The 24,587-nt window shown below is 60.8% G+C and carries 29 protein-coding genes and 1 pseudogene; 17 read left to right on the top strand and 13 right to left on the bottom strand.

Annotated features, from left to right (window positions below):
* The first annotated feature begins 139 nt into the window (after positions 1-139).
* A complete protein-coding gene (locus tag KUG43_RS16250; RefSeq protein WP_216910811.1) occupies positions 140-466 on the top strand; it encodes a hypothetical protein in 327 nt (108 codons plus the stop codon).
* 12 nt (positions 467-478) lie between these two features.
* Entirely contained in the window at positions 479-682 is a 204-nt protein-coding gene (locus KUG43_RS16245) for a Nif11-like leader peptide family natural product precursor (RefSeq protein WP_216910809.1), read from the top strand.
* A 99-nt stretch (positions 683-781) separates the two neighbouring features.
* On the opposite strand, the gene KUG43_RS16240 is transcribed toward KUG43_RS16245, so the two are convergent.
* The 5 genes from KUG43_RS16240 to KUG43_RS16220 form a co-directional block, all read right to left on the bottom strand.
* Positions 782-1,225: a nuclear transport factor 2 family protein gene (locus KUG43_RS16240; RefSeq protein ID WP_216910807.1), complete on the bottom strand. Its 444-nt coding sequence runs from the start codon at positions 1,223-1,225 to the stop codon at positions 782-784.
* 13 nt (positions 1,226-1,238) lie between these two features.
* The gene (locus tag KUG43_RS16235) at positions 1,239-1,484 is read right to left on the bottom strand and encodes a hypothetical protein (RefSeq protein WP_216910805.1); all 246 of its coding nucleotides are present in this window, start codon (positions 1,482-1,484) and stop codon (positions 1,239-1,241) included.
* A 33-nt stretch (positions 1,485-1,517) separates the two neighbouring features.
* Complete coding sequence (locus tag KUG43_RS16230) at positions 1,518-1,754, bottom strand: chlorophyll a/b-binding protein (protein ID WP_216910803.1); 237 nt, start codon at positions 1,752-1,754, stop codon at positions 1,518-1,520.
* Between the two features lie 164 nt (positions 1,755-1,918).
* Positions 1,919-2,062: a CAB/ELIP/HLIP family chlorophyll-binding protein gene (locus tag KUG43_RS16225; RefSeq protein WP_216910801.1), complete on the bottom strand. Its 144-nt coding sequence runs from the start codon at positions 2,060-2,062 to the stop codon at positions 1,919-1,921.
* Positions 2,063-2,805: 743 nt separating this feature from the next.
* The gene (locus KUG43_RS16220; RefSeq protein WP_216910799.1) at positions 2,806-3,978 is read right to left on the bottom strand and encodes a glycoside hydrolase family 10-like protein; all 1,173 of its coding nucleotides are present in this window, start codon (positions 3,976-3,978) and stop codon (positions 2,806-2,808) included.
* Positions 3,979-4,085: 107 nt separating this feature from the next.
* Between KUG43_RS16220 and KUG43_RS16215 the strand changes: the two genes are divergently transcribed.
* The gene (locus KUG43_RS16215; protein WP_216910797.1) at positions 4,086-5,105 is read left to right on the top strand and encodes a glutathione S-transferase family protein; all 1,020 of its coding nucleotides are present in this window, start codon (positions 4,086-4,088) and stop codon (positions 5,103-5,105) included.
* On the opposite strand, the gene KUG43_RS16210 is transcribed toward KUG43_RS16215, so the two are convergent.
* Positions 5,090-5,770 carry a potassium channel family protein gene (locus tag KUG43_RS16210; RefSeq protein ID WP_216910795.1) on the bottom strand — a complete coding sequence of 227 codons (681 nt, stop codon included), beginning with the start codon at positions 5,768-5,770 and terminating at the stop codon, positions 5,090-5,092. The genes KUG43_RS16215 and KUG43_RS16210 overlap by 16 nt on opposite strands.
* Positions 5,771-5,920: 150 nt before the next feature.
* Here KUG43_RS16210 and KUG43_RS16205 point away from each other — a divergent pair, with 150 nt between their 5' ends.
* Genes KUG43_RS16205 through KUG43_RS16195 form a run of 3 tightly spaced genes read left to right on the top strand, consistent with a single transcriptional unit; the run spans position 5,921 to position 8,636 of the window.
* Positions 5,921-7,060: a hypothetical protein gene (locus KUG43_RS16205; RefSeq protein ID WP_216910793.1), complete on the top strand. Its 1,140-nt coding sequence runs from the start codon at positions 5,921-5,923 to the stop codon at positions 7,058-7,060.
* 38 nt (positions 7,061-7,098) lie between these two features.
* Entirely contained in the window at positions 7,099-7,770 is a 672-nt protein-coding gene (locus KUG43_RS16200; RefSeq protein ID WP_353618064.1) for an ABC transporter ATP-binding protein, read from the top strand.
* Positions 7,767-8,636: an ABC transporter permease gene (locus KUG43_RS16195; RefSeq protein ID WP_216910791.1), complete on the top strand. Its 870-nt coding sequence runs from the start codon at positions 7,767-7,769 to the stop codon at positions 8,634-8,636. Before KUG43_RS16200 ends, KUG43_RS16195 begins: the two co-directional genes overlap by 4 nt.
* A gap of 234 nt (positions 8,637-8,870) precedes the next feature.
* Here KUG43_RS16195 and KUG43_RS16190 read toward each other — a convergent pair whose 3' ends face one another.
* Positions 8,871-9,026, bottom strand: a complete 156-nt coding sequence (locus tag KUG43_RS16190) for a hypothetical protein (RefSeq protein WP_216910789.1) — start codon at positions 9,024-9,026, stop codon at positions 8,871-8,873.
* Positions 9,027-9,148: 122 nt separating this feature from the next.
* Here KUG43_RS16190 and KUG43_RS16185 point away from each other — a divergent pair, with 122 nt between their 5' ends.
* Complete coding sequence (locus KUG43_RS16185) at positions 9,149-9,328, top strand: hypothetical protein (RefSeq protein WP_216910787.1); 180 nt, start codon at positions 9,149-9,151, stop codon at positions 9,326-9,328.
* 28 nt (positions 9,329-9,356) lie between these two features.
* Here the strand turns inward: KUG43_RS16185 and KUG43_RS17390 are convergent, their stop codons facing one another.
* Both KUG43_RS17390 and KUG43_RS16180 read right to left on the bottom strand, forming a co-directional pair.
* Entirely contained in the window at positions 9,357-9,626 is a 270-nt protein-coding gene (locus KUG43_RS17390; RefSeq protein WP_353618067.1) for a CAB/ELIP/HLIP family chlorophyll-binding protein, read from the bottom strand.
* A 12-nt stretch (positions 9,627-9,638) separates the two neighbouring features.
* Positions 9,639-10,850, bottom strand: a pseudogene (locus KUG43_RS16180) (cytochrome P450); the annotation flags it as partial.
* A 331-nt stretch (positions 10,851-11,181) separates the two neighbouring features.
* Here KUG43_RS16180 and KUG43_RS16175 point away from each other — a divergent pair.
* Complete coding sequence (locus KUG43_RS16175) at positions 11,182-12,087, top strand: YihY/virulence factor BrkB family protein (RefSeq protein ID WP_216910785.1); 906 nt, start codon at positions 11,182-11,184, stop codon at positions 12,085-12,087.
* Between the two features lie 291 nt (positions 12,088-12,378).
* On the top strand, positions 12,379-12,690 hold the full coding sequence (locus tag KUG43_RS16170) for a hypothetical protein (protein ID WP_216910783.1): 312 nt from the start codon (positions 12,379-12,381) through the stop codon (positions 12,688-12,690).
* Positions 12,691-12,848: 158 nt separating this feature from the next.
* Here the strand turns inward: KUG43_RS16170 and KUG43_RS16165 are convergent, their stop codons facing one another.
* The gene (locus tag KUG43_RS16165) at positions 12,849-13,625 is read right to left on the bottom strand and encodes an alpha/beta fold hydrolase (protein WP_353618063.1); all 777 of its coding nucleotides are present in this window, start codon (positions 13,623-13,625) and stop codon (positions 12,849-12,851) included.
* A 25-nt stretch (positions 13,626-13,650) separates the two neighbouring features.
* Positions 13,651-14,403, bottom strand: coding sequence for a lysophospholipid acyltransferase family protein (locus tag KUG43_RS16160; protein ID WP_353618062.1), 753 nt, complete (start codon positions 14,401-14,403; stop codon positions 13,651-13,653).
* Positions 14,404-15,249: 846 nt separating this feature from the next.
* Between KUG43_RS16160 and cynS the strand changes: the two genes are divergently transcribed.
* Positions 15,250-15,696, top strand: a complete 447-nt coding sequence (gene cynS, locus KUG43_RS16155; RefSeq protein WP_216910779.1) for a cyanase — start codon at positions 15,250-15,252, stop codon at positions 15,694-15,696.
* 313 nt (positions 15,697-16,009) lie between these two features.
* On the opposite strand, the gene KUG43_RS16150 is transcribed toward cynS, so the two are convergent.
* Positions 16,010-16,195, bottom strand: coding sequence for a hypothetical protein (locus KUG43_RS16150; RefSeq protein WP_216910777.1), 186 nt, complete (start codon positions 16,193-16,195; stop codon positions 16,010-16,012).
* Between the two features lie 364 nt (positions 16,196-16,559).
* On the opposite strand from KUG43_RS16150, the gene KUG43_RS16145 reads away from it, so the two are divergent.
* From KUG43_RS16145 to KUG43_RS16110, 7 genes are all read left to right on the top strand, one after another.
* Entirely contained in the window at positions 16,560-17,669 is a 1,110-nt protein-coding gene (locus KUG43_RS16145) for a DUF2252 domain-containing protein (RefSeq protein ID WP_353618066.1), read from the top strand.
* A gap of 108 nt (positions 17,670-17,777) precedes the next feature.
* Positions 17,778-17,948, top strand: coding sequence for a transposase (locus KUG43_RS16140; RefSeq protein WP_502988623.1), 171 nt, complete (start codon positions 17,778-17,780; stop codon positions 17,946-17,948).
* A 387-nt stretch (positions 17,949-18,335) separates the two neighbouring features.
* Positions 18,336-18,491 (top strand): hypothetical protein, encoded by a 156-nt coding sequence (locus KUG43_RS16135; RefSeq protein WP_286194900.1) that lies wholly within the window; start codon positions 18,336-18,338, stop codon positions 18,489-18,491.
* 344 nt (positions 18,492-18,835) lie between these two features.
* Positions 18,836-19,180, top strand: coding sequence for a 4a-hydroxytetrahydrobiopterin dehydratase (locus KUG43_RS16125; protein WP_216910775.1), 345 nt, complete (start codon positions 18,836-18,838; stop codon positions 19,178-19,180).
* 406 nt (positions 19,181-19,586) lie between these two features.
* Positions 19,587-20,321 carry a YIP1 family protein gene (locus KUG43_RS16120; protein WP_216910773.1) on the top strand — a complete coding sequence of 245 codons (735 nt, stop codon included), beginning with the start codon at positions 19,587-19,589 and terminating at the stop codon, positions 20,319-20,321.
* A 1,074-nt stretch (positions 20,322-21,395) separates the two neighbouring features.
* The gene (locus tag KUG43_RS16115) at positions 21,396-22,517 is read left to right on the top strand and encodes a baeRF11 domain-containing protein (RefSeq protein ID WP_216910771.1); all 1,122 of its coding nucleotides are present in this window, start codon (positions 21,396-21,398) and stop codon (positions 22,515-22,517) included.
* 90 nt (positions 22,518-22,607) lie between these two features.
* Positions 22,608-22,820, top strand: coding sequence for a hypothetical protein (locus KUG43_RS16110; RefSeq protein WP_216910769.1), 213 nt, complete (start codon positions 22,608-22,610; stop codon positions 22,818-22,820).
* A 790-nt stretch (positions 22,821-23,610) separates the two neighbouring features.
* Here the strand turns inward: KUG43_RS16110 and KUG43_RS16105 are convergent.
* Positions 23,611-23,943 carry a hypothetical protein gene (locus tag KUG43_RS16105; RefSeq protein WP_216910767.1) on the bottom strand — a complete coding sequence of 111 codons (333 nt, stop codon included), beginning with the start codon at positions 23,941-23,943 and terminating at the stop codon, positions 23,611-23,613.
* Between the last annotated feature and the right edge of the window lie 644 nt (positions 23,944-24,587).

The raw sequence follows: 24,587 nt of genomic DNA, 5'->3' as shown, positions 1-24,587 counted from the left end.
CATTATGTGGACCCCTCCTGGAGGGCGGCGCCACAGTGGCCACCCCCCGGACCCCAGCGGCAGGACACCTCCCATAGCCACCGGTTGCTTTCCCCATGACTTCGAAGGCAGTTTCTCCGCCTTCAAAGAGCGGCAGCTGGTGTTCGCGCTCACGCGACAGCTGGCCGACGCCCAGTTCCGGCGGGGCGACCGTTTCCAGAGTGAGCGCCTCTGGCAGGAGGCCGCTGCGGAGGCCATGGACGCGGAGCGGATCACCGGCCTGCTCTATGGCGTCCACGATCATGACGACTTGGCGGCGATGGAAGCGGTGGATCGCCCCTACCGCGAACGGCAACAGGAGGCACTGCGCCGCACCAGCACGCCCCTGGCCCGGCTGGCCCGCCTCACCGGACCTCGCCAGACTCGCCCCTCCCGGAATCACCGATCGGCGAGGGCGAGCAAGGCCCTCACTGGCTCAGGCCGCTGAGGCAATCGGCCCATGGACATCGGCGAAGCAGAGGAGCAGGACCAGCTGGAGCGTTTTCTGGCCCATGCGGCGATCTCCGAGAGGCTACGGACCAGGCTCAGCGGACTTGATGCTTACCAGGTGGTGGCCATCGCCGACGCTGAAGGGTTCCGTTTTGGGGTGACCACCCTGCATCGTGCCGTCTGCACCGGTTACGTGATGCGCAGGCCCCGCTAGCTACCACCGCAGCCAAGACGCACAGCGGATGGATGGGGTCCTGCCGTGGCGATGGGGCTATCGCCACCGTCCGGAGCGCACGCCCACCTGAAGGGGACTTCAGGCCACGAAACGCCCATAGAGCCAGCGCACGAAACCTCCCACCAGGGGCACCGGGGCGAAGGTGGGACCGACGAAATCGAAGTAGTCGCGGTGCTCGACGATCTTGCCGTCAGCGCCGAAACGGAGGCGGGTGGTGCCGGGATACACGAATTCGATGCCTTTGATCTTCAGGCCCATGGTCCATTCGACGAAAGCCGTATCCCCGGAGACGGCCACGGCTGCAGGCTCAAGGAACACGTCATCGCAACGCTGCATGAGCCCCTCCTGGGCCACGATGTAGGCGCTGAGGCCACGCCGTTCCTGGGTGGGGTCCTGAAAATGAACGTCCTCGTCGTAGACGGCCCGCCACTGCTGCGCTGTGGGTCCGGGGGTGCCGTAAGGCTTGGTGAACAGGGCCCTGAGTGAGGCCTCACCCAGCGGTGGCTGCAGCGGGTCGGTCATGGCAGTGGAGGCTTCAGGCTTCGGCCGACCGCGGACGGCTCAGGACCATGGCCGCGCCGCCGATGGCCACCAATCCCAGGGCTCCGGCGGCGGTCAGAAAGACCAGGGTCTGCAGGGCCAGCAGGAACAGGCCCAGGGCCGATGCCGCCTTGATCTGCACCTTGGCCTTGATCAGCAAGGTGAGGAGCAGCAGCACCGTGGCCTGAAGACCGGCGATCCGGGCGGCCGTGAAGGGACAGAGGGGGGGCGGGATCAGCATCAGGACTGGGTGATCAGCATCAGAAGGGGGCGATCAGAAGCAGAAAGGCAGGAACTGGGTGCGGCAGGCGGCGTAGCCGTCGGTCAGGGCACCGAGGCCAATCTGGTGGGCGATGCCGGAACCGGTGATGGCTTCGGTGAGGACACCGATCACCAGGCCAAGCATGGCGGCGCGGCCGTTGAACAGTTCAACGCGCTTGAGTTGCTCCATGTGGATGGAACGCTCGTCGTCGCCCTGCAGAAAAGGGGCGTTGGCGGGGGTGTTGGTCATGGGTTCAGGAAGAAGGGGGGAAAAGCTTGAGCCGTCAGACGGTCAGCGGGTTCTGGGTTCCAGGTCGCTGGGGCGGCTGAGCACGAAGGTCACCATGCCGGTGAGCAGCACCACAAGGGCGACGACGACGGTGATGGCGGGGGTGTAGTCGGTTCCCATGGCGATCAACCCAGACCGATCTGGGAGAGGATGCCCTGGCCGGTGAGCAGCTCGGTGCCGAGGCCGATCACGAAGCCGAGCATGGCGAGGCGGCCATTCCAGGTTTCAGCGAAGGCGACGAAGCCGAAGCGGGAAGCGGTGTCAGTCATCTGTGTTTCAGATTGTTTCGAGAACTGTAACAGAGTGTAAAGCGGTTGCGTCCCTCAGCCCGGCCCTCTCAGCGAGGAGCGTCTGCTTCTGCCTGGCCATGACGACGGGCGGGCGTTGGCCGCGATCGTCAGTGTGCTGGCAGCCACAGCTCTGGAGCACGATCTGGTGCTGATCACCCCCAACCTGAGGGTTGGTGTGGACCTGCCGCCAACGGTGGTCAACCCATGGCAGGGGAATGGCGCGCCGTGCTCACCGCTGTGCTCACGCCGTCTCCTTTTGTGCGGCAGCAGGTTCGGAAGAGCAAGTAGTGGAGTGCAGGCCGCTGTCACTCAGCGGATGCCCATGGCGCTGCTCTCTTGATGAAGACCCGTTGCCGCCAGTGAAGACAGGTGTCGATCACCCAGAAGGTGTGGCACGCATCGGTGGGCTGAACGATGGTGACGGCATCGGGACTCGGAGGCTTCAGTGATGGAAGACACCCCCCCGGAGCAGGCATCAGGAGCGCGCTGACGATCCGGCCCCTGCTCCAACACTCTCGACGGATCTCTGACGTTCCAGGCGTGTCACGCCGTCGCCGTCCACTGCACCGCTTCAGGTGCCCCGGACCCAACGGAACGTCCCACTAGACACCTGGCCCCAGGTGCCAGCGCCAGCGGCTCCGACCACACAACCAAGGACTCCTGAAGCCCGGGGCGAACGCTCCGGGCTTTGTTCTGGAAGGGAAGCGACGGCAACAGCGGCGCTAGGGGACTGGTGGCCCCAGGGCCCCCAACATTTCAGCCAGCCCGGCGATGCGCTCCTGGGCTGGCTCGGGCCCCAGGCTCCACAGGCTCTCGAAATAGAAGAACGCCACCCCCAGTCCCTGGGCCCGGTTGGCGGCCAGCTTCTGAGCCATCAGCGCCAAGGGGGTGGGTCGGTTGCGCTGGCCGCTCATCACGGCGATGGCGGTGGGGATGCGCTGACGGGCCTCCTGCACCTCCGGCCGGCTGAGATGGGGCAGGTAGCTCTCCAGATCGGGCCTGTAGATCTGCACCAGCAGTTCATCGGCGATGCCGCGCCGCACCCAGGCGCGCCAGTCCTGCAACTGCAGCTTGTAGGCAAAGTCGTAGTAGTTGGGCGCGATCGAGACCAGGGCACCAGGACGGGCGGCCCGTACCGCCTGGGCCAGGCGCTCCATGAAGGCGGTGATGCGGTCGGCCCGCCATTTCACCCAGGCGGGGTCTTCGGGGTTGGCCGGTGGATCCTTGCCGGTGTCCTTGCGGTAGAGCGCCGTGGTGAAGGGGTCGTAGCCGAACTCCCGCGGCAGGCTCATGTGGTCGTCGAACTGGATGCCATCGGCGCCGTAGTTGCTCACCACTTCAAGCACCAGATCGGTGATCAGCTGCTGCACCTCCGGCCGGAAGGGATTGAGCCACACCACCGTGCCAGCGGCGCTGCTGGAGGTGAGCCCGCCGTCGCGCTTCTGGGTGAGCCAGCTGCGCTGCCGACGCGCCAGCGGTGAATCGGGTGGCGCCATGAAACCGAATTCAAACCAGGGGATCACCTTCAGCCCACGGTTGCGGCCGGCGCTGATCAGTTCGCCCAGGATGTCCTGCCCCTGCAGGCCCCTGAAGCTGAAGTCCTGCAGCTGGCGCTCCTCACTGACGCGGCTGGGGTAATAGGCAACGTCGCCGCTCCACACCACCGGATACAGCCGGTTGAAACCCAGCTGCGCCAGCTGGCTCACCGCGGCCTGCATGCGGCCGCGGTCGCGCAGCACAGGCATGTCATTGGCGGTGAGCCACACCCCCCGCAGTTCGACGGACTGGGCCTTCGCTGCAGGCGCCAGGGGCGGCAGGCTCGCCAGCAGCCCAGCCAGCAGGCCACTGCAGAGGGCCAGCGCGATCCAGCGCCAGGGGCGATGTCTTGGCGTCACGGGATCGGCGCTGCTGATCTCTCCACCATGGGTCCGATTCTCCCCTGCAGCAGCGGCCGGGTGGCGCCAGAGGCCCCGTTATGGTCTGCCCAGAGACTCCGACCGTGATGGGCCTGCTGGTGGACGGGGTCTGGAAGGACCAGTGGTACGACACCGGCAAAAGCGCCGGCCGCTTCGAGCGGGCAACGGCGGCCTTCCGCCACTGGATCACCCCGGACGGATCGGCCGGCCCGAGCGGCGAGGCTGGATTTCCTGCCGAAGCCGGCCGTTACCACCTCTATGTGTCACTGGCCTGCCCCTGGGCCCATCGCACCTTGATCGTGCGCGCCCTCAAAGGGCTGGGTGATCTGATCCCTCTCTCCGTCGTGCACTGGTTCATGGGCGACCAGGGCTGGACCTTCCAGGCAGGGGAGGGGGTGGTGCCTGATCCCAATGAGGGCGCTGAGGCCCTGCACCAGCTCTATACCGTGGCCGATCCCCATTACAGCGGCCGGGTGACCGTGCCGGTGCTGTGGGACAGGCAACGGCGCACGATCGTGAGCAACGAATCCTCAGAGATTCTGCGCATGTTCAACAGCGCCTTCGATCACCTGGGCGCCATCAACGGTGACCTCTATCCCGTGGCGCTGCGCGAGGAGATCGACCGCCTCAATGAACGGATCTACCGCACGGTGAACAACGGGGTCTATCGCTGTGGTTTCGCCACCACCCAGGCGGCCTACGAAGAGGCGCTGGATCCACTCTTCCGCACCCTGGCGGACCTCAACGAGCAGCTGGCCACCCGGCGCTATCTGCTGGGCTCTGCGATCACCGAAGCCGACTGGCGCCTGTTCACCACGCTGGTGCGTTTCGATCCCGTTTATGTGGGGCATTTCAAGTGCAACCTCCGGCGGCTGGTCGATTTCCCACACCTGTTTGCCTACACCCGCGATCTCTATCAGCAGCCGGGGTTGGCGCCAACGGTGAACATGGCGCACATCAAACGGCACTACTACCAGAGCCACACCATGATCAATCCCACGGGCGTGGTGCCTGTGGGTCCGGAGATCAATCTGTTGGCTCCCCATGACCGGGAGTCTCTGGGCGCAGCGCCGGATGCTGCAGATCCGTCTCATCGAAGCAGCTGAAATCGAGGCAGACGCTGTCCGGGCCGTCCATCCGCACCATGTCGCGAAACTGTTCCCCCAGCCGCAGATCCGCCGCCCCATAGCTGCAGCGAAAGTGCACCGGTGCCAGGCAGGATCTCGTCGAGTCCCTGGAAGGCCACCAGGCTGTTCTGGCGCACGTTGGCCACCCGGAAGGTGAGGGAGGGGTGCCCCTGCCAGGGTTCGACCGTGGCCACACGACTGAAGCGCAGACGGGCGCGGCTGCGGGAGAAACGGGCCAAGGCCAGGCCGGTGGTGACGGCAATGAACAGCAGCCCGAACAGGGCCTCCACCGTCACCACCAGATTCACCCAGAGGCTGCTGGGATGGAGCACCCCGTAGCCGATCGAACCGAGGGTCTGGACACTGAAGAAAAAGGCATCCAGCACGGAATGGCGCTGCCCGGCGGGGGCCCCACCGATGCCATCGAGATCCAGCGCATCGAGCAGCGTGAAGGCGAGATCGAGCAGCAGGCAGCTGGCGGCGATGCTGAGCAGAAAGCCCGGCCAGGAAATGGCGAGCATGAACCGATAGGGCTCGCGCCAATGGCGGCGCCAGCCCTGCAGCTCCTCCGCATGGAGCACCCCACCCCGCTGACGCAACCGAACCGAACGGATCCGTTGGCGACGTTCAACCTGTTGCGCCATCCCCAATCCAGTGGTGCCGGAGGGCATCGTGACATCGAAAGCCGCCAAAGAAGGCCACCATCAACACCAATAAGAAATGTGAGACCCAGCAAGAGTGCATTGAAGTGTCGCTGAGACTACAAACCAGACGATGATCTCAGCGGGACAAGAGTGACTGACTCTGAACGTGGCAGGACATTCAACAATATCGTCTCGGGCATTGCAGCCATCGCCGGCACCATCGGGCTTGTTGTCGCCACCATCACATCCAACGAGGTCAACAAGCTGTCCCAACAATCTCGCACCGCGGGGCTGGTTGGCGATCTCACCGATAAACTCACATCCAAACAACTTGGCAGAGACATTTCCCTCCTGGCAATTGAGCACATGCTCAACACCGAGCCAGGCAAAGAAAAGGCCCCGAGGGATAAGTTACTGCTCGCGAGAATATCGATTCTTCTGATTGAAGGGTCATCCGGTGAAGAGTCGATCAATGCCCAGAACAACAATTCCCGCCAAGCGTCTGCCACCCAAACCCAGTTCAACCATGGCGTTGACCAGGCCGCCAGGGTGCTGAACCGTCTTGTCAAGAGCTCTGGCGAGAGTTGCAACAACTACTACAAACAGCAGGTCTTCAATCTGAATCTGAAGCTTGGTGGTAAGAACCTGACTCCCGCCGCTGCCATCGAAGCCGATTGCGGCGAAGCCGGGGCCCTGGCGATTGAAGCGTTACGTAAACAAGTGGAGGGCAGAGATAGCAATGGTGAGCAGGCGGCCAGCGTTTCTCAGCTAGCCCAGGACGCCATCACCGATCCCAGGAGGGTGGCCAGCTCGCTGGCCCAGGCCAGGGTGGTCAATCAACTCAATGCGGTCAGGCTCGAAGCCGCCCACGCCGAAAGCCCCTACACCGAATCAAGCCTGGCCATTGTCACCGTTCACCTGGATGATCCGGCTTTAGCCGAACAACTGGAGCCTCTGCTGCTCCAACTTTCCGCCAGGAGATGGTACATCGTTTCGGGAGTCCGGCTTGTTGAACCCTCAGCAAGGAGTTGCGGTCAGTACAACTCTGTTCGCTTCTTCCACAAGGGCGACATCGACCTGGCCAAGAAACTGATCGCCCAGATCGACACGCTCAAGCCACCAGCCACACCTGTCAGAGCCCTCGTTGAAGGATCGGGCAATACAAAGCCGGGAATCCTTCCCATCGACTTGAGCACATGGAAGTATGCACGCTCCGTGCCCCAAGGCACCGTGGAACTTTGGTTGGCGTCGAAAGGGACCAGCTGCCAATCCGCCGTGAGCAGCAGTTGACTGGGGAGCCTAAGGATCGGCGCGGGTCAAAGTGAGACGTGCCCAGCCATTCCGCCGCCATCGACCGCTCCCTGCTCCTGAGCGGTAAGGACCTCGAGAGGCGATTGGGGGACCGGCTGCTCTGGAGCCAGCTGGACCTCGAGCTGGCCGCCGGTGATCGCCTGGGGCTGGTGGCACCCTCGGGGGCGGGGAAAACCCTCTTGCTGCGGACCCTGGCCCTGCTCGATCCCCCGCAGGCAGGACGCTTCAACCTGCTGGGAAGCCCTCCGGCGGGCTGGGGCCTGCCTCGTTGGCGCGCCATGGTGTCGTATCTGGCGCAGCGGCCCGTCGCCGCTGGGGGAACCGTGGAGACGAACCTTCGCGCGCCGTGGCGGTTTCGGGAGCATCGCGGGCAAGTGGGCTGGAGCCACGAGCGCATCACCAGCTGGTTGGAGGCCCTGGGGCGCGACCCTTCGTTCCTGCGCTACGACGCCGAACGGCTGTCCGGCGGTGAGCTGCAACTGCTGGCTTTGCTGCGGGTCCTGCAGTTCGATCCAACGGTGCTGCTGCTGGATGAACCCACCGCCTCCCTTGATGGGGCCACCACCGCCGCCGTCGAGGCCCTGCTGATCGCCTGGCTCGCCGCCGAACCGCGCGCCGCCGTGCTCATCAGCCATGACGGCGACCAGATCGAACGCTTCGCCACCCGCACCCTGGAACTGCAGCCATGACCCCCTCGACGACCGGCGCCCTGTCGATCAGTGATGGCCGCCTGGCCCTGTCCGCCCTGTTGGTCCTGGTGAACGTTGGGTTGTCGGCAGCGCTGCGCCTCGGCCTCGGCCGCAGCCTGCTGCTGGCCTCCGTGCGCATGGTGGTGCAACTGCTGCTGGTTGGCTTCGTGCTGGAGTGGCTGTTCCGCCAGGACAACGCGCCCCTGATCCTGCTGGTGGGGGCGGCGATGGCGCTGATCGCGGGCGTGTCCGCCGTGCAGCGCACCCGGCACCGCTTTGCTGGCATCTACCTCAACAGCCTGCTGTCGGTGATGGCCTCCTCGGCGCTGGTCACGGGCCTGGCGGTCACCGGGCTGATCCAGCCCCAGCCCTGGTACAACCCCCAGTATCTGATCCCGCTCCTGGGGATGGTGCTGGGAAACACACTCAACGGGCTCTCCCTGGGCCTCGATCGTTTCATGGAGGGGTTGCGCAGCGGGCGCGATCAGGTCGAAACGGATCTGGCCCTGGGAGCGACCCGCTGGGAGGCCTGCCAGGCGGTGGTGCGCGACGCCATCCGCGTGGCCATGATCCCGACGATCAACTCGATGATGGTGATGGGCCTGGTGAGCCTGCCGGGGATGATGACCGGGCAGATCCTCCAGGGGGCGGCGCCGGCGGCGGCCGTTCGCTACCAGATCGTGATCCTGTTCATGATCGCGTCGGCAACGGCGCTGGGGGTCTTCGCTGTCGTCGGCCTGGCCTATGGACGTCTCACCAGCGTCGACCACCAGCTGCGGCTTGATCGCCTGTTCGCCGTGGGCGGGGCCACTCCATCACCAGCGACCTGGACCTTCCCGCCCTGGCGCCGTCGTGGAAGGGGTTAGGGGATCGGCTTCCGCCCGTCCACGGCATCAGCAACAAACCAAGCAGCGTGGAGTCATAGGGGTGCAGATTGACGGCCCCGAAGTTGCCTGTGTGCAGCTTCATCAACCAGAAGGCCTCGATGCCGCGGGCCGAAAGGGCCCCATAGAGCGAACCGGACAGGGCCGTGAGCAGCAGGGGGAGAGCGGCGACCGGCACCAGGGTGCGGTGCAGCCGTCGCAGCAGATGGCGGCGGTTCATTCGTTCTGAAGCGCCTTGCGCAGCATCTGTTCATTGGCACGCTTTTCCGCCTCAGCCTTGCTCGGGAACATGTCGAAGGCCTGCGCGCTGACGGCCGTGGGCGCCAGCACAACGCCGGTCAACAGCAGCACAGCCAAGGCGGGGCGGTTCATGGGAAGCCAGGGGCGAAGCAGAAACACAGCATAAAGTTTCCCCATTGCTGGAGATTCAAGTCCCTGGCGACCATCGACCTTGCCGCAGACCCAATAGAATCAAGCGAATCAGTTCTTCCGACTTGAAAACAATTGTTGGGCCCCTGCGTCGAGCGCTGATCTATGGCCTGATCAGCTACGGGGGGCTGGTGCTGATCAATAACGCGGAGCTTGAGCTGCCCAACATGTGGATCGCCTATCTGCCGATGTTCATCGGCGTCTATGTGGTCACGCAATGGCTGGACAGGCGATTTCAGGGATGAGAGCGTCCATGGCATCCCGGTGCAGGATTCAACCGATGCCCAGCAGGACGCGGGTGAAGGCCTCCCCACCCATGGCCAATTCGGTGGCCAGCAGGGCAACGAAACCGAGCATGGCCATCCGGCCGTTGAAGGTCTCAGCGCGCTCGTTGAAGCCCCAGGCGCCTGCAGCACGGACCACATGCCGGCGGGGCTCGCTGGACAACGCCTCGGGGCGTGCGCCATTTTCACCGGTATCGGTGCTTCGGCGGCGTGGGCGTACCAGCAAGCCATCCTTCGGAGAGGGGCTGGGAATGACCATGAGTGTCAGGTCCTGACCAGGCTCCAAGCCAAAACGCAGCTGCTTGAGAAGCCCCACCGCCAGCAGCCGGATTTCCAGCTCCGCCAGCGCCTTGCCCAGGCAGACGCGCTCACCACCGCCATAGGGCAACAGAAACACGTTTGTGTCGGGCTCGAGATGCCGCTGGGGCCGAAAGGCGGCAAGGTCCTCAGGGTCAGCGCCGTGGCGGTGGCTGGCGGTGATGCTCACCTGCACCACCCGGTCGGCCGGCACCAGCACACCCGCCAGGGCGATGGGCTCGCGGGTACGGCGAAAGAAGCCCCCCACCGGCGGGGTCAGCCGCATCACCTCCTTCACCACCGCATCCAGCCGCGGCGCCCGTTGAGCGTCGTAAGCCATCACGGCATCCCCCTCTTCAGGTGGCCAGGACAGGCCGTCGAGCTCATGAAGCAGCCACCCCAGTTCGGCGGGATGCTGCAGCAGGGTCAGCAACAGGCAACTCAGCGAAGAGGCGGTGGTTTCATAGCCGGCGAACAGCAGCAGCAACAGCTGCTCGGCCACGTCATCGTCGGCGAGGGGGAGGCCGGCTTCATCCAGGCCGCCGGCCAGCAGATCGAGGCCACCAGCGGCGAGTGGCGCTCCCGAGGCCGCAGCGGCCTGGGCCTTTTGGAGCACACAGCCGAGACGCCACAACAGGCGCTTGCGGGCCTGACGGGCGCGGGCGAACGGGCTGCCGGGCAGGGCGAAGGGGAGGGAGAACAGGCCCTGGCACCAGGTTTCGAAATCCTCGAACAGGGCGTCGCGATCGGCGCCATCGATCCCCAGCACCGTGGTGGCGATGACGCTGAAGGCAAAGCGCCGCAACCGTGGCACCAGCGCGACGGGCACTGGCGCCGCCAGCAGCTCCTGGTTGAGTCCCTCCACCAACGCCACGATCGCCGGGCTGTAACGCCTCAGGGCCGCGGAGGCGAACAGCTGACCCACCACGCGACGACGGGCCTTGTGGTCGGCGCCATTGCGGTTGGCCAGGGACAGCGGCCCCAACAACTGACGCACACTGTCCGGCCACCAGCCCTGGATGGCGTCGCCCTGGGCGAAGAGGTCCGCGATGGCCTGCTCGCCGCGGATGAAAACGGTGCGCTGGCCCAGCAGGCTGGTTTCGTAAACGTCCCCGTAGCGCTCGAAGCGCGAGCGGGCGAAATCAGGATCGCGAAGGAAGGCGAGGGTCTCGAGCACGCCAGCCATCGATGGGGTGCAGGGGACGGGCCGAAGGCCGGCGGAATCGAAGGGCACGCGACGTCGTCCTGGTTGGCCCCCAGGCTGGCAGCCAGGCGATGACGGTGCGACGCCACGGGCGGCAATCTCCTCGGATGGCTGCAGCTGCTTCGGCGGGAAAGCATTCTGAAGACCCTGCGTCGCAGCGACCGTCATTGGCTGACAGGCGTTTGTGCCCCGAACCGTGGATCAAGACGTGCTCAATGGATGCAGACAAGCTGCACGAAAAAGGGCGGGTCGTAACAGCAACCACCATTAAGCTTTGAGCCTCGAGACGGGTCGATGGAAAAGAGGATGATCCATGCGACTTAGGAGATCGAGACGACTGATCAGGGAAACCATTGCTGAATGGAAGCAGGACAACGTGCCGCTCCACGCCGCTGCCTTGGCGTACTACACGATCTTCTCGTTGGCTCCGCTGCTGCTGATCGCCATAGCCGTCGCAGGAGCCGTCTTTGGCGAAGAGGCCGCTCGGGGAGAGCTGGTGCGTCAGATCCAAGGATTGGTGGGCAAGGAGGGGGCCGTAGCGATTCAAGCAATGATTGAGAATGCCAGTCGCCCTGGAACCGGAGGCGTGCTGGCCTCGGTGGTCGGGTTCCTGCTGTTGCTGCTGGGGGCCTCGGGGGTGTTTGGTCAGCTGCAAATGGCCCTCAACACGATCTGGAATGTGGAACCAAAGCCAGGGCGCGGTTGGCGCGACTTTCTGATTTCACGGTTTCTTTCGTTTGCCATGGTTCTGGTCATTGGCTTTCTTCTGTTGGTGTCGCTGCTGCGTTCCAGCCTTCTGGTTGCCGCTGGTGATGCGCTCAACAGGAGGATGCCAGGACTCCCGATTCTGGGGCAGGCCCTGAACTTGATGATCTCACTGGGTGTCATCACGGTTCTGTTCGCATCGATTTACAAGTACTTGCCTGATGTGCGGGTTCCATGGAGAGATCTGTGGGTGGGTGCGGCGGCCACGTCCGTACTGTTCAATCTCGGCAAGACCGCCATCGGCCTCTACATCGGCAACAGCAGCTTTGACTCCACCTACGGAGCAGCAGGCTCACTGGTGGTTCTGCTGATCTGGATTTTCTATTCAACGCAGATTCTATTGATTGGTGCGGAGTTCACACAGGTCTATTCCCGCAGCCAGGTAAAACTCAGACAGCCATCGCAGCAGTCAGTGGTTGATGGGGCGGTGGTTGATCGGGAGTTCCGCAGCTAGCGCGCTACTGCCAGTTGACGTCTCGGCAGGAAGAGTCGTCGTCCTTGCCGGTTGCGACAAGCCAACGAACCATTCACTGGCTGGAATCACTGGCCAGAAGGGAATCGGGATGAAACGGCATCGCCAGAGATACGGCGTGCGCCCTTCAAAAGATGTCATGACCGTCAAAGGCCAATCACAGCAAGGAAGATCGCAACAGGTTCGATGGGTCAGCGCTGCGCGTCGATGCATGTTCGCTGCACATCATTCAGCATGACCATCAACAGCCATTAGGGTTGACTGGACCATCCCATGAGAGTTGACATGAAAACTTTATTGATGTCCATTCTTTCGTTGGCCCTGCTGATGGCTTCACTGCTGATTCCAGCTCCAGTGATGGCCCTGTCAAATCCAGTGACCCAACCCCAGACACTGCTGGGAGCCAAAGCAGACAAAGTCCCCGCCTCAACACAAGAAACAGATGGCAAGCTTCAATCCAGCATCGGCGCTGTCACAGGGGATGGGGGCCAGACGGGCAAGAAGGCAAACGCGCAGGACAGGGCCAAGGATGGCAATAAGGTCGATGAGATGACCAATGAACTGGTCGACGAGAGCGGCACATAGGGACGCACGGCCTCTCAGACCCGTTCCCCAGGCCTGGCCTTGGCCAGTCTCACTGTCCTGGGGAACTTAGACGAGCAGCAGACAACAGTCTGTCAGGGCATTCAACACATCCTTCCCGGTAGTGGCAAGAGATTCATCTTCGACTCCCCTGGAGGCCATCACGTGGATAGAAAGTCCTGGGATCTCAAGATACTGTGCAGCTTGACCTCCGTCTCCAGCAGACAGGCATGGCCGCTCTTTGGCAACAGTGCGGTCTTCGCTTTAGGAAGGTACTTGGCGATTCGCCGTGCCTCTGCCGCAGAAGGGAGCAGCCGATCTGAGCCTGAAGCCACAATCAAGACAGGCTGCTGAATGCGCTCAAGCGGCAGTTCCTCCAAAGCGAACTGACAGAGTAATGACAATCTCCAAGCGGCGCTGGATGGCTTGACCGATACCATGGCTTCCAGCAGAGCCGTTTGATTTGAAATCGATACCCGTTGAGGTTCGATGAGAAACGGGAGCAGACTCAAGGTCGAAAGACGATACAGGGAACTTGGTAACCACTTGGTGAATGAAGCGCCCATCTCCATCCAGGGTTGACGTCTTGCCGATGAGGCCGGGTTGACCAAAACCAGGCGATCACAGAGGTGAGGATGGTTGGCTGCGAGATGTAAGGCAAGACAACCACCAAAAGACTCACCACAAAGAACGATGGGACGTGCAGGGGCTTGTTGCTTTTCGCTCTTGATCAAATGAACGACGCGTTGAGTCAACCCGTTCCAGTCCGAGAAGTCGTTGGACGGAATCGACAAGCTGCAGATATCAAAGTCTGTCTGCAAGGTGCCCATTTGCGACTGCAGTAACTTGCCGCTTCCATCCATCCCTGGCAGAAAGACAAACTTCGGAAGACTTGGTTTCGAAACCTTGGCGGTCTGGAGCCCAAGGGTTGTGTTCACAATTGGCATAGGGAGTGAAGTTCAATCATTGAAATCCCAAACGAAGTAATGCAGCAACCTGCTCCATGCATGAATGGGTCAACGCTTTCGCCATCGCGCCTGCGTGTCGACCGGCATAGTGCTGTCGTTGCACCTCGTCAATCCATAAAGGGTAACCAATCAGAAGGTGCACACGGCGATAGACAACAGCAGAATGCCAGCCCCCGCAGTTGAACAGAGGTTCCGTGGGATCAAAAAGATTGAACAGCTTCAATGGTGCGAGCCGATGCTTGTCTTCTTGCGTTGATGCGATCGCCACTGGCAGAATGGCCAAATCACGAACCTGTGCCCCCAGAGCCAGATGGGCAAAACCACGATGGAAGGGGCTGAGCTGATTCGGCCGCTTCACCTGAACCATTGGCTGTGCACCCTCAGGAAAGATTCCCACAGCCTGTCCTGACTGTAAGAATTCAACTGACTTGTGAAAAAACTGATGTTGCCTTTCGCCAGGTGCATCGAGAGGGAAAGCTCCCATGGCCGACACCATCTCCCGCAAGACAGGAACGCGGCTCATGTAATGGTGACAAGCGAACCGAACTGGACGGTTCAGGGCTGCCATCAGCAGGGGTGCATCCAGCAAGCTGCGATGGTTGCTCACAACCAAGATGCTTTTGGTTGCGGGAATCCGCTCAGGATGATGCAGTGACACCTTCGTGCCAACGGCACCAAGCACGCTCCGAGAGACGTTCAAAGGAGTCTCGCTGTTGATGCCAATCTCAGGAATAGCTACATTCACCACGTATCTACTCTTCTACCCAGGGCAATATCTCATCCATCATCATAGGCGGAAGCCATCCTCGACGTACCGGCGGGAGACCGCCACATCGAGGGGGTCACGTCACATCGAGAAGCTCCTGACCGGAATCGGAGTCCTGATGTCACGGCCTCAGTCTCGCCAATGTGGTCGCGCCTCGCTGCCTTCATGATCTGCGCGGCGCATCCTGCACGATGCGCCAACCACCCCTGTAGGCAAAGGCCTGGGCCACACTCACCCAGGTTCCATGACCCGCCCCGGCGGTGCTCGCCGCGGCACAAGGCCAGCCGAGGATACTGCGATCGAAAGGTAGCTGCGACCTTGCGCTGTGCGCCTCAGTGCGGCTGCTTGCTGGCCCTGCGACGGCGACCTTACGATGTCCACCAGGGCAACGCTGTCGTCTACCGCCAGTACCTGAAGCCGTCTGATGCGTGGAACATCGGAAATGGCGGGCAAGATTCGGGGAACAATTCAGGAAGGCGCTGGTTCTGCAGGCCTATGGGGACGTGGGAACGAGCTCAAGCGTTGCTGAAAGATGGACATCCTCATCTGGTGGGCGAAAGTGTCGAGAGGCTTGCGAGACGTTGACACGATCATCCCCATGAGCTCCGCAGACAATCTTCTGTTCGGTTTATCATCTGATCGATGTGTCAGAGACCGGCGCTGCCCAATGAAAACCATCCAGACATCCTGGCCGTGAAGCAGCGGCTGAAAGAGCAAGTGCTCATGGAAACCAGGGCCATTGAAACAACGTAGCCATCCGACTGCCCTCCTAGCCTCCATCAGGCTTCCGCCTCTCGTTTATCTCATTCCACCCATCACGATCGCGCCATGAGCTCACTGACCCCTCTCAGCCAAACCCTGCTGGGCGCCAAGCGCCGTAAAGGCGTTAGTTTTGCCGAGCTTGAAAGACGTCTCCAGCGCGATGAGGTATGGATAGCCAGCTTGCTTTACGGACAGGCCACGGCCTCTCCAGAGGAAGCACAAACACTTCTGGAGGCCCTGGATCTGGATCCAAATCTGGCCAACGAGCTGACAATCCCTCCTGTGAAGGGCTGCCTGGATCCGGAGCTCCCGACCGATCCATTGATTTATCGCTTCTATGAAATCATGCAAGTGTATGGTCTTCCGCTCAAAGATGTGATCCAGGAAAAGTTCGGTGATGGCATCATGAGTGCCATCGACTTCACCATGGAGGTGGACAAAGTGGAAGATCCGGCCGGCACCAGGGTCAAAGTCAGCATGTGCGGAAAGTTTCTGCCCTACAAGAAGTGGTGATCAGAACCGAAGTGATCAAAAGCCGGATTCGGTGACACCAGGCTGGTCTGGTGGTCTCGGCCCTAGAGGCCCGAAGACTTTTCGATCCAGAGCAGAACTCGGAACATCATTGACAGTGGCCTCACCCCCACTTAGGGGGGGTGTGAGATGGTTTCACATTTTTTTGGAAAAGGGTCCATCTCAACCTCTGAGGCGGATCACCACCCCGGCGAGGGCCTCTGCACCCATTTCGGGCTCTCCCCCAGCCGGAACAAGCTGGTGGCTACAAACTGTTAATGAACTCCGAACCGCCACCGGCGGTGGGCTCGATCGATCATCTCAAGGTCTTGTTGTCGCAGTTCAGCTGGTCGAGATTAGCTGCACCACCTGGGATCTGGGCGATCGTCCGGTCCCGGATCGCGGCACAGAGGGCTGCCACGTACCTCTGCAGGAAGAAGTAGCGGAACGGGGAATTCGATGGAGGTCGCCGCAGCTCCAGGCCCAGCGCTTCGGTCAACATGCCCTGGTGGCGGATGGCAAAACGCTCCAGGTCTCGCCGGCTCAGGCAGCGGCTCAGGATCCCCCAACACCGGCACCAAAAGCAGATACCGAGCCGGTATCCGTACCCCATGCCGCATCCGGACGTCCGGGATCGCCTTGAGGTAGCTGATCAGATCAAGATCGATTGAAGCAGAGGAGCTTTAGGGCACAAGAAGGAGGCCATTCCTCCGACCTCAAGCCACGCTCGCAACCGCGGCAAAAGAACCTATGACGGGCTTTGAACCAACCCTACCCTCCACGGCGAGATTCTCCCGATGAAGCCTCGCTGATCGACCTGGGTTGCGTGATTCAGGCACTCCAACAGGAGCCGAGGTGGGGTGCTGATGGTCGGTTGTACTTTGAACTTTTCTTGGCATGACTGGGTGACCGCACCTTGTCGTGCAAGGATGAAGCGAAGGACAGACTCACAGCAACAGCAACCTGAATCACTGAGGACTACTAATACGGGCACTATACCAGGAGGAACAATAAGAGGGGATTCTCAAGCTCAGTTTCGCCCTCGGGAGGAGCGCCTCCGTACTGGCAAATCTCTCCGGAACAAAATACCCCGCGAGCTCCATGTTACTTGGGCACCCGCGACCAACCGCCGCGATCCCATCGATGTCCTTGAAGCGTCCAATCATGATCGACTATCTGAGCTGATTCCGATCCGCTATGGGCGAATGATCCGCAGCCCCTTTACTTTTCTTCGCGGCTCTGCCCCACTGATGGCTTACGACCTGGCGAGATCTCCGAACAGCGGTATCAAGGTTCAAGCCTGTGGAGATTGTCATCTTTTAAATTTCGGCTTGTTTGCCACCCCGGAGCGCAATATAGTTTTCGATCTAAACGACTTTGACGAAACCCATCCCGCCCCATGGGAGTGGGACCTCAAGCGTCTAGTAACGAGCTTTGTCATTGCCGGACGAGATAACAACTTGTCGGATGATGATTCAGAAGACGCCGCCATCGAGTGTGTCTGCTCCTATAGGGAGCATTTGCGACAGTATTCCCGCATGAGTCCGCTGGAAGTTTGGTACGATCGCTTGGATATGGAGACACTCATTGAGATGGCTCCTGATGACAAGGCAAAAAAGCGTCGGCAAGAGTTAGCCGAAAAAGCTCATGGGCGTATCATTGACCACCTGTTTCCCAAGATTGTAACCAGCGTTGGTGGGCGACCCCGCCTTGTCGATCAGCCGCCGGTTCTCTTCCATCCGGCTGTAGAAGACTTCGAGGCAATTGTCCGAGAGGGGCTGGAAGCCTACCGCCAGACTCTCTCGGATGAGCGTCGCATCCTCTTCGATCGCTACAGATTTGAAGATGCTGCCCTGAAGGTGGTCGGGGTTGGCAGCGTAGGTACAAGGTGCTTCATCGCACTGTTTTTCTCTGAAGAAAACCACCCTCTGATGCTGCAATTTAAAGAAGCGCGCAATTCTGTTCTCGAGGCTTGAGCTAGTCTGGATTTTCTGGACAGGTCCCATCGTTATCCTCTAAGGCGGGGCACCGCCCCTGAAAGCTGCTCCCACCGATAAACAAATGCCGCTACCCATACCCCCGAGTTGAAGGCTAGGGTCGCCATGGAGGCAATCAGTGACCGCAAGACGCTCCAGGAAATCGCCGCTGATCATGCGGTGCACCCGATCCAGGTGAGCCAGTGGAAGAAGCAGCTGGTGCAGCGCGCCAGCGAGCATCCACCCATGGGGAGTAGTCTCACGCCAGTGAGGAATTGACCTCAGGGGGATCGGCACTGATGGTTAACCACCGAGGCAGTCTCAGTCCCTTCCAGCCCCTTCCCCTCTCCACATCCCGCCCCACGCTCTCCCCCCAGCACGTTTCAGGAATACCGAGGGTGACCATCGCCAACCCCTCAAACCCTTCAGCTCAACCAGGGGCGATCGGTTCGCCAAAGCCATACCAGCCACTGCAGGCTATTCACTTTCAATTTTCTCACCCCTTCGCTTTTAGGCTCGTGGGGATGCGGCCGACTCCCTGACAAGCCAGCTGCCTCTCGCTCACGCCATGAGCGCCGCCGGAAACTCTGAAGCGTCCCTTGTCTCCCCCCTCCGCCCATCAGTTCCATACCCTTCTCCACCGCAGAGATCTCCATCCAACTGCTGATGGACACGACCAACACCCTCCAGGAGATCGAGAGCCGCATGACAGCTCGCGCCTTCGGCGCGGTCCCTAACCCTGAGAAGGGACCGGAAGTCAGCCGTGTGATCGAAGAGTTTCTGGAGATCCTTGATCGGAGCAGCCCTGATGGGGTCATCTGAAGTACCACTGCGGCTCGACACGGTCCCAGCCGGGGAATTGTCGCCCATCCCCCGAGCACGTCAACAGGAACCGGCTCATCTCCCCAGTTTGATTGAGCCGAACGATGGCCTGATCTGCCCGCTTCCGGATCCGCTGCAGCGGCGGACTGCTCGGGACACGCTCCTCGATCGCGACTTGGGAAAACAAGGAGCCGCTGCGCTCCTGTTGGCGTCGCACCAGATCTGCTGCCGTTGACCCATCTTCGCAGAGATGGACGGGGGTTTTTGCGATCTCTTGGGGACGCGCCCTAGGTCAGCCTCTCCATAGCTATCCTGCTCATAGGCCAGACTGTAAAGGTAGAACCGTGCAATTAAGTAACGAAGCTTGCATTCCGTGTCAAGACGGCGGCCCCACGCTGACCCCAGATGAGATCAGTGATCTCCTAGGCGAGCTCCCCGGATGGGAAGTTGTCGATGGACATCATTTGCACAGGGCTTGGAACTTCCAGAATTTCAGCTTAGCTCTCGACTGGGTGCAAAAAGCTGGCGCCATCTGTGAAAAGCAGGGTCACCATGCCGACTTCAAGCTTGGATGGGGTTATGCAGAAGCCATCATCTACACCCATAAGTCTGATGGACTGACCCGCTCCGATATGGTTCTGGCAGCTAGATTTAATGCCTTGGAACATGATGGGGAGGGTCACGCCTGAGGCGAGTCCCCTGTCTCAACAACTTTCAGATTGACCTGTCAGCCCTCAACCTCAGCACAGTTTGTGAGGGGGCCAGCTCACCCCTTCCCCAAGCCCGGCAAACTGCCCCGAGCACTCTCCCACCTATGCCTATCAGTGCCCTTCTGATCGGTGACCACGAAATCGGAAGAACCCTACTTGAGTATCGCAACGTACGGATGATTATTGGAACCATGATCTAAGCCTATGCCTAAAGGGCCTTTGCCCAGGGTGCGTTGTGAAGCAATGGTTACCAGAGAAACCAGCCTGATGAACCAGACCTGTTTGCGGGAAAGTGGGAGATGCGGTGCCTGGTTTGCGGAATCACCCAATAACAAGTTGAACGTGAGTCAGGCTTGTATGTCACTCTATTGACCGTACCCACCCTTTGACGGAGAAGAGTGTGAAAGATCTGCTCGAACGGGTTCTCAAGCAGCTGCCGAGCTATCTCCCGGACCTTGTCAGCCTCGTCACGGGGCCTAAGACGGCGATCCGACGGTGGATTGAAGAAGAAGCTGGCGACCTTACACGCCCGCTCATCTTCGTCGGCGTGTCAGTCGCAATCGGCTTTCTTCTACAGCTCCCACAGCTCGGGAAAGAGGCCGATTTTACAACCCTCGTCGCGAGCATGGCCGTTTTCAAAATTCTTGCCTTGCTGCTGTTCGCAGCAATCATCCATGTCCTGTTCAAGCTTTTGAGAGGGCGAGCAAGCTTTGACGCGACCTTCTCAGCCTATCTCTATATCGTCAGCCCGCTCTATCTCGTTCTCGTGATCGTGGAGACGGCCACACTCGGAGTCTTGCGTGCCTACGACCCTGCGGTCGGTGTGGCTGAGCGTATCAACCCGAGTCAACTCTTGGCGGACTCGGAGCGGATGCAGGCATTCACGGATGCTGCGCCTGGTCTCGCACTCGCCTACGGCTTGCTCATTTCTGTACGAGTATTCGTGGTCTTCGGCTGGTTCATCGCCTGCTGGGGCGCCCTAACAAAAGTCCATGCCGTAGCCCGCTGGCGCAGCGCACTGGCTGGCATCGCAACGTTTGCCGCGGCGTCCATCTTCTTTCCGAGTCTGAATTACGTGCTTCTCGGCATGTTCGGTACGCACATACCACCATTGCGCTGAAAGAGGTCGTAGCCACTCATCCTCACCATCAGTGGATGTTCCATAGGGTCTAAGGCAATTGATACTGAAGTACCCAACAGGACACTCCAGTCAACGACGACTCCGTCTCCACTTTCATTCTGCTGGGCCGCGGCTGAGCCTGGATGGTGGGACTGCTGACCGGCACCGCCTGCCCCTTCAACAACCCCAACATCATCCCGATGCCGACTTTGTGATCAGCGATCGAGATTGCATGCAATGTCTAGAGATGATCTCGCATTTTTGTGGCCTCAGCCGCGGAACTTTTCTCACTCCCGATCGAGCCTGACAAAGCCGCGGTGATTGGGGATTTAGACTAGGTCCTGACGAACACGACAGGTGGATAACCACGGAATTCGGTCACCCCTCTGGGGCCCAATCTCTAGCAGAATCCCCCTCCACTACCACCCCCGAGAACGCGATCCGATTTGCCCCTGACAGCATGGGCATCAATCGCCGGCAGTCTCGGACACAGGGCTGACACCATCAAGCCAGACAATTGATGAGATCCCTTCTCTCGTAGAAGAGACCACTCAGAGAGGCGGGCAGACCCCTGTCCGGCATGTCAGGGCTGTCCGGCTCTCGGAGGGGGGAAGGCAGAGCCACCTGGCGGCAAGACCTCAGCAACCAGTGACTCTGATGATCATCAATGGCGGGCCTGGTTCAGGGAGCATTTCAGGAAGGAAGTGGTACTGCGGGATCGTGGGGTCATTGGATCGGGCCCAGCTGTTGTTGATGGAGGGGCCTGTGCAACGCTGAGGTGATCAAAATGGTAGAACGACAGGCACTCGTCTGAAAGATCTGTGAGTTGATAGCCATGTCTGGTGTCACTTTTGTCAAAGGAGAGTCATCCACCTGTACCGCAACGATGAGATCGTCGGGCGAGACTAGTGTTCGATGGACACCGCGACACCAATGAAGCGGCCCACCCATGAGTGCAGCGATCTGCTGCAGAATTGGGACGAGCGACGAAGGACTCACCTCAGCGCAACCCGGTGAGCCGGCCTTCAGATGGATGGGTCAGACTGCACACCATCTGACGTTCATCACATCGGCATGCTGTACATCGACCTGCCCAGCCAAGAGGAACTCAGCGCCCTCGCCCGGCGTATCCACAGGCCGTGTGTGTCGATCGTGCTGCCCACCACGCCGATCACCGCCGACACCGATGCCGATCGGCTGCAGTTCCGAGCGTTGGGCAAAGAGGCGATCCGCCAGCTGGAGGTCGCCGGCACCGAACGCTCCAGCATCGAGGCCCTGGCTGAAGCCTTCGCCGATCTGGTCGACCACGACGCTTTCTGGCGTTTGCAGGCCCGCTCCCTGGTGGCCTATGCCACCCCCGAGAACCTCATCACCTACCGCCTGCCGACATCGGTCGAGTCACTGGTGGCCGTCTCCGACCGATTCCACCTCAAGCCCCTGCTGCGGGCCACCAGCTTTGGCCATTGCGGCTACGTGCTGGCGCTTGCCGATGGTGGTGTGCGTTTGATCGATGTGTCGGCTGATCTGCCGGCCAGCACTGTGACGATGGCCGGTCTACCCAACGATGCTGCGTCGGCCGTGGGCAAAGCCAGCATCAATGACCGCTCCCCCAGTGGCCGGCTCACGGGCTCGGAGGGCAAGAAGGTGCGGCTGCGGCAGTATGCCCGCCAGGTGGAGAGGGCTCTGAGAGACCACCTGACCGGTCAGGGGCTGCCGCTGGTTCTGGCGGCAGTGGAGAGCCTCGGGGCGATTTACCGCTCGGTGAATACCTATCCCCATCTGGCCAGCGCCGGCATCGAGGGCAGCCCGGAGCGCCGCTCGGATGCGGAGCTAGCCGAGGCCGCTCGCCCTGTGTTCGATTCGCTCCACAGCCAGCGGCTGGTCGACTGGCACGACTTGTTCGATCGGCGCCGCAACACGGGCCGGGCCAGCACAGATTTAGCTCAGGTGGCCCGGGCGGCCACGTTTGAAGCGGTGCACAGCCTGCTGGTGGACATGGACCGGGTGATCGATGGGCAGATCAACGAAACGGACGGTCGGATCGACGAGGCAGAGACGCCTGGGGCAGACAGCTATGGCTTGCTCGATGAGATCGCGCGGCGGGTTCTGCTCTCCGGAGGCGAGGTGCTCGCTGTGCGGCAAGGGGACATGCCCGAAGGTGCCGCCGTAGCCGCCATCCTCCGATACGCCCTGTGACGTGCAGGATTAGGTGGTCTGGATTGTCTGGTCAGAACTTGTCGTGATTCTGTGAGGCGAGGCACCGCCTCTAAGCAGGGGCGCTCACACATGAGCAATCACCGCACCCATCGTCCAGAGTTCAAGGCAAGGGACGCCACGGCCGTGATCCGTGGAAGCAAAACAGTCCAGGAAATCGAGGGGCGGATGACTGCTCGCGCCTTCGGAACTGTCCACAACCCGAAGCAAGGCCCTAAGGTTCGGCGGTTTCTTCAAGAGCTGATGGAGGTTATCGACCGCACCAGCCCTGATGGAGTGATCTGAAATACCACTACTGCTCAACGCGTTCAAAGCCCACCTTCTTGAGCTGTTGCCACTGCTCCAAAGCCTGAGTAGGCGAGGGGTGTCGGGATCTCCTTCCAGGAGAAGGCGTTACCTCAAGTCCGATGGGCTTCTGTCCAACCCATGTCCAACCAGGCCGAGAAGCCAATCCCTGAAAAGTCAATCGGGGCGACAGGATTCGAACCTGCGGCCGAGTGCTCCAACAGATCCTCGCGGAGCCAGTCAGAAAGTCGGATGCCGCGACAGAACTGGCTTCCTGACTGAGCGTGAACGGCACTGATTGGGCAGAATCGGGTGGTTTTGTGCTCAGTTTGTGCTCACTGGTGCCACGCGTCAGCCATTCAGAGGCCTGGGAGTCCAGCCTGCGTGATGCTCGCGGTTGGTCCGTGCGCGAGCAGCGCGGCGGGGCGCGCCTCCTGATCCGGCACCCCGATGGCGGGATGGAATCGCTTTGTCGGATCGACAGTCATGCTGAAGACTCAGACCAAGGACCGCTACGGCCGGACCATCGATGGGGTCTTCGCCCCGAAGGGTCCAAATGCACGGCTTGCGGAAGTCAACAAGCCGCAAAGCAAGCGGCTGAACCGCGGGAAACGTGGACATACGGTCCGATTGCCCCCCAGCGCAGAATTCTAGAGCCAAAAACGACTCATATTCGTTTCACTGGCGAGAATGCGACAAATGTCCTCCGAATTAAGCGGCTTGGACATAGTCTCATAAGTTGAAGGGTTGGTTGCATCCAAATGCCATCTTCTATGCTGTTCATATGTTCTCATTCACAGTAGTAGTCCACCCATGTTAGTGCGTCGTTCTTGCTTATACCCGTATAATCAATTTCATATTGGCGTCCGTCGCACCAGCCATTGACGTAGGCTCCGTCTTCCCAGAAAATACCAATAGACTCATTGTCGCGGCAGACCTCTACGCGATTGCCGTTTTCGTCCTTATCCCTTTTACAGTCCCTGTCGTTCCACTTGCCTGCATTTCCTGGGGCGGCCAACAGTATTGGCAGTGCGAGGATCGCAGCCTGAAGGATGCCTAGAGTTTTAACCATGATCTCGCCGAGCGGCTTGCAAGTGTAACGATTCAATTGCCGGACTGCCATCTGCCTTCACAAACTTTTGCAACTACTTGATTTTGGCAGCAATCTCATCGAGTTCAGTACCGTGGCTGATAGTCCGCCATCTGGCCTGACTCAGGTCTGGCGAATAGTTTTAGTGCCTCCGAAAGACGCTCAAGATCTTGTAGCTTGCGTCGATTGCCGTGGCAAACGATTCTGGGGACTGCTGTTTCCTGAACTCACGACCTCCGTAACTCCGGCCTGGGCAGCTGTCTAGGCGCCTCCAGCCTGCCCCAAGCTTCCGAGGTTGGGAGGACGTGGGCATGGCTTTGAGTAGAGAGCCTGGTGGCTTGCCACGGACGTCGGCCTCAGCCTTAGACTGGGTCTCGAATTGGCTGCATCCCTTCTTACTCTTTAAAGGTGCGATCCGATGGGCCCCAATGGCTAGGGCCCAATAGCAAGCCAGCTCGAAACAGGGGCGGCCAAGGGGTGGACATGGCAGCATTTCCCGCCTCAACCACGTCCACACCTCAACCCTCAGGCGCCAGACAGGGCGGACACCCCGCACCCAATCTTTCGATTCGTCCACCCTAGCGCGAAGAGTAGAACACGTTAAGAGAGCCGGCACCCCTGTCTGGCCTGTCCGGCATCCGGGGGGGGGGGGATAGTTACATGTATTCGTGTGTCTC

It is taken from the genome of Synechococcus sp. CCY 0621, assembly GCF_019038465.1.
Taxonomy (GTDB): domain Bacteria; phylum Cyanobacteriota; class Cyanobacteriia; order PCC-6307; family Cyanobiaceae; genus Cyanobium.
This window is presented reverse-complemented; position numbering and strand designations above follow the sequence as displayed.

What these genes read in the sequence shown, in the direction of transcription:
- KUG43_RS16225 (WP_216910801.1), bottom strand. Translation starts at nt 2,062, where the DNA reads ATGACTGACACCGCTTCCCGCTTCGGCTTCGTCGCCTTCGCTGAAACC.
- KUG43_RS16210 (WP_216910795.1), bottom strand. Translation starts at nt 5,770, where the DNA reads ATGGCGCAACAGGTTGAACGTCGCCAACGGATCCGTTCGGTTCGGTTG.
- KUG43_RS17390 (WP_353618067.1), bottom strand. Translation starts at nt 9,626, where the DNA reads ATGGTCATTCCCAGCCCCTCTCCGAAGGATGGCTTGCTGGTACGCCCA.
- KUG43_RS16110 (WP_216910769.1), top strand. Translation starts at nt 22,608, where the DNA reads ATGAGCAATCACCGCACCCATCGTCCAGAGTTCAAGGCAAGGGACGCC.
- KUG43_RS16215 (WP_216910797.1), top strand. Translation starts at nt 4,086, where the DNA reads ATGGGCCTGCTGGTGGACGGGGTCTGGAAGGACCAGTGGTACGACACC.
- KUG43_RS16245 (WP_216910809.1), top strand. Translation starts at nt 479, where the DNA reads ATGGACATCGGCGAAGCAGAGGAGCAGGACCAGCTGGAGCGTTTTCTG.
- KUG43_RS16150 (WP_216910777.1), bottom strand. Translation starts at nt 16,195, where the DNA reads ATGTTGACCGAAGCGCTGGGCCTGGAGCTGCGGCGACCTCCATCGAAT.
- KUG43_RS16195 (WP_216910791.1), top strand. Translation starts at nt 7,767, where the DNA reads ATGACCCCCTCGACGACCGGCGCCCTGTCGATCAGTGATGGCCGCCTG.
- KUG43_RS16170 (WP_216910783.1), top strand. Translation starts at nt 12,379, where the DNA reads ATGAGAGTTGACATGAAAACTTTATTGATGTCCATTCTTTCGTTGGCC.
- KUG43_RS16235 (WP_216910805.1), bottom strand. Translation starts at nt 1,484, where the DNA reads ATGCTGATCCCGCCCCCCCTCTGTCCCTTCACGGCCGCCCGGATCGCC.
- KUG43_RS16240 (WP_216910807.1), bottom strand. Translation starts at nt 1,225, where the DNA reads ATGACCGACCCGCTGCAGCCACCGCTGGGTGAGGCCTCACTCAGGGCC.
- KUG43_RS16145 (WP_353618066.1), top strand. Translation starts at nt 16,560, where the DNA reads ATGGTCGGTTGTACTTTGAACTTTTCTTGGCATGACTGGGTGACCGCA.
- KUG43_RS16115 (WP_216910771.1), top strand. Translation starts at nt 21,396, where the DNA reads ATGCTGTACATCGACCTGCCCAGCCAAGAGGAACTCAGCGCCCTCGCC.
- KUG43_RS16175 (WP_216910785.1), top strand. Translation starts at nt 11,182, where the DNA reads ATGCGACTTAGGAGATCGAGACGACTGATCAGGGAAACCATTGCTGAA.
- KUG43_RS16190 (WP_216910789.1), bottom strand. Translation starts at nt 9,026, where the DNA reads ATGAACCGCCCCGCCTTGGCTGTGCTGCTGTTGACCGGCGTTGTGCTG.
- KUG43_RS16105 (WP_216910767.1), bottom strand. Translation starts at nt 23,943, where the DNA reads ATGGCAGTCCGGCAATTGAATCGTTACACTTGCAAGCCGCTCGGCGAG.
- cynS (WP_216910779.1), top strand. Translation starts at nt 15,250, where the DNA reads ATGAGCTCACTGACCCCTCTCAGCCAAACCCTGCTGGGCGCCAAGCGC.
- KUG43_RS16135 (WP_286194900.1), top strand. Translation starts at nt 18,336, where the DNA reads ATGGACACGACCAACACCCTCCAGGAGATCGAGAGCCGCATGACAGCT.
- KUG43_RS16230 (WP_216910803.1), bottom strand. Translation starts at nt 1,754, where the DNA reads ATGACCAACACCCCCGCCAACGCCCCTTTTCTGCAGGGCGACGACGAG.